Source organism: Vibrio sp. V19_P1S1T109 (assembly GCF_002241375.1).
GTDB classification, from domain to species: Bacteria; Pseudomonadota; Gammaproteobacteria; order Enterobacterales; family Vibrionaceae; genus Vibrio; species Vibrio anguillarum.
In genome coordinates this window covers 1-2,835 of record NZ_NDIM01000282.1, presented here as the reverse complement: position 1 = coordinate 2,835, position 2,835 = coordinate 1, and the positions used below count along the sequence as shown (strand labels likewise).

Annotated in this window: 2 pseudogenes; one reads left to right on the top strand and one right to left on the bottom strand. The window is 43.4% G+C overall.

Annotated features, from left to right (window positions below):
• Window positions 1–135: 135 nt before the first annotated feature.
• Window positions 136–699 (top strand): annotated as a pseudogene (locus B9J87_RS13735) (LysE family translocator); the annotation flags it as partial.
• A 61-nt stretch (window positions 700–760) separates the two neighbouring features.
• Here B9J87_RS13735 and B9J87_RS13730 read toward each other — a convergent pair.
• Window positions 761–2,676 (bottom strand): annotated as a pseudogene (locus B9J87_RS13730) (bifunctional metallophosphatase/5'-nucleotidase).
• Between the last annotated feature and the right edge of the window lie 159 nt (window positions 2,677–2,835).

Sequence of the window (2,835 nt, the reverse complement as noted above, 5' to 3'; positions counted from 1 at the left end):
GGATTACTTAGACGAAGAGCCAGAGGAGTGAGAGATACAGACTATTTTAAGTTGAAGATCAGACAAACATCGGTTCCTGATACCCACTCAACTTTTTACCCAAATATCAAGCTCACCTAAGCGGAGAAGAGCCCTCCAGGTATGTGCATGACATTGGCACTGAGTCTTGGGATGAGTATTGGTTATCGCCGAACTTTATGGATGATGATGGGAGAGATCGTCGGTGTGGCGTTCGTTTCCATCGCAGCCGTTTTGGGGATGGCTTCGATTATGCTCAATTACCCTTGGCTCTTTACCGGATTCAAAACCATCGGTGCCATCTATCTTGGCTATATAGGCATTCAGATGTGGCGCTCAAAAGGCAAGCTTGCCCTCAGTAGCGACTCACAAGTCACTCCCCATAACAAAGACTGGGATCTTGTCATGCAAGGTTTTGTGACCGCGATTGCTAACCCTAAAGGCTGGGCGTTTATGATCTCCCTACTTCCGCCTTTTATTAATAGTGAAGCACCACTTGCACCTCAACTATTACTGCTGGTGTCCATTATTATGGTCTCAGAATTTGTCTGTATGACACTTTACGCAACAGGTGGCAAGGGGTTAAAACGAGCTCTAGGGCATTCAAAAAATGTGCGTCTAATGAACCGTATTTCAGGCTCATTGATGATAGGTGTTGGATTCTGGTTATTGATGAGTTAGTCGTTAAAGTAGTAGGCTCTGACTTTTGGCCAGAGCCTTAACCGTTAATTTAAAACTTTAGCTAATCTAAAACATTAGCATTCAATGCCTTGAGCAATACAATCTCTCGATTGATACGCTGTTTTTCAGCATCAGAAGCTTGGCTACTTTGCAAAATACGCGCATTGATTGCCTCTTCAGCCGCGGCCTTATTGGTAAAAAGTAGTGCTTTAACATTGATCGAGGCGATATTGCTATAACGCCCATCATCACTACTTGGTACATCAATTTGGCCACTATTAATTAGAGCTTTCACGATGGCACGTTCCGATTCATACCCTTGCAAACCTTCCAGCTTCCAACGTTGCATTGGTTTCCCTTCGTAGCGGCCTTGTTTCTCTTGGGTGAGATAGCGGATCGTTAGGTTTCTAATAGTTCCTTCCTCTTCGCCATATTCCGCTTCCGAGTCAAAAATAATCGGGAATGACCGCCCTTCAAGGCTACCCCCTTTCTGCGTCAAATGCCCCATTCGGTAACTATTCATACCCAACCGAATATCACTAGTATCATCAATCGGTTGTCCACCAGCAAAACGCAGATCTTTAATTCGCTTACCCGCAGGTTGAGTAAGATCAATGGTGTAAGTGACACCCGCAAAAAAATCATTGGTTGAGTATTTCGATGCGCGCCGCTTTGGATCAAAGCTATAAGTCACATCGCCTGGCGAGACGGAATTGAAATACCCAGCGGCCCATTCCATGTAGGTGCGCAGCTCTTTACCCGTCATTTGGTAAACCGTAATTTCACCACCAGCATATTGATAGTTAAACGCGATATCTTTTGCTTTGATTGGGCCAGTATCAAGTTGAGCTTGGTCATTATCAATTTGCAGTGCGATCACGTTTGCTTTTGGCGCGTAGAAAAAACTGGCTTCCTGAAACAGCGCACTGATGCCGGTATCTTGAATATGCACTTGAGGGATACCGCGTATTTCATCATCAGGAACCAAGTCGACTCCGTCAAGTATCGCAATTTCGCGATTGGCATTTTCTCGTAAGCGTTGATGATAAGGTGCGTACAGCGTTTCCATTTTCGAATCAGAATCAACACCTTTTATAGGGTAAGTGAAGCTGTCTTTATGAACGAGCGTGTATTTGCCATCCTTTTCTTCAAATTGGAAATCGATTCGAGATAAAACGCGTCCATATTTGTCAGGCTCGGTAATGATGACACCGTTTACCGTCGCTTTATCAATTTTAGGTGCATGTGGCCAGCAACAATGGCATCGATTTCTGGGTTAGCATTGGCAATATCAGATACGCCCGTATCTTTGATGTCGTTTTCGTTATCCAGCCCCATGTGCGCAACCAAAACGATCGCATCGACATCATTTTTTATCTGCCCAATCACTTTTTTTACTTCAAGTGTTGGGTTAGTGAAGCTCATGCCTTCAAGGCGATTCGTGCCTTCAGCAAACACTTGTGTCATCGGAGTATCCATTCCAATAATACCGATCTTGACGCCATTTTTTTCAATAATTGTTGCGGCGGGTAAGAATGGATTGCCATCGGGCCTCTGAATATTCCCGGCTAACGCTCGGCCTTTAAATTGAGTCAGGGAGCGATTTAATACCGATAAACCAAAATCAAACTCATGGTTACCCAGCACCCAAACATCGTAGTTCATCTCATTAAAACCGAGCATCATAGGGTCAACGGCTTCATGCTTAAACGTTTCAACAAAGTTTCCCTGAATCGTATCTCCCGCATCCACTAAAATAACGTTTTTATCTTGCTCTCGTATCTGTTTAACCTTGGTGGCGATTTGACTTAGACTCCCCTGCATATTCAGTTTGTCAGCAGCATAATCCCATGGCATAAAATGCCCGTGAATATCGGAAGTACCAAGAATGGTAACCTGATGAATATCGCCATCAGCAGCGAAAGAAGAAGCGGCAATAGAAGCAAGTATTGCGCTAGTAACAATTTTTAGTTTCATAACATACTCATACGTATAAACAGGCTTTCATTAAAACAGAGTGGATATTATTGATTTTATAAATATGTTTATGTGATGGGGTCGCTCATTCGGTTGCAACACTAAAAAGCAATCACAAAATTTCGAGAGCGATCTCTCTTTAAATAGATTCTATGGCTT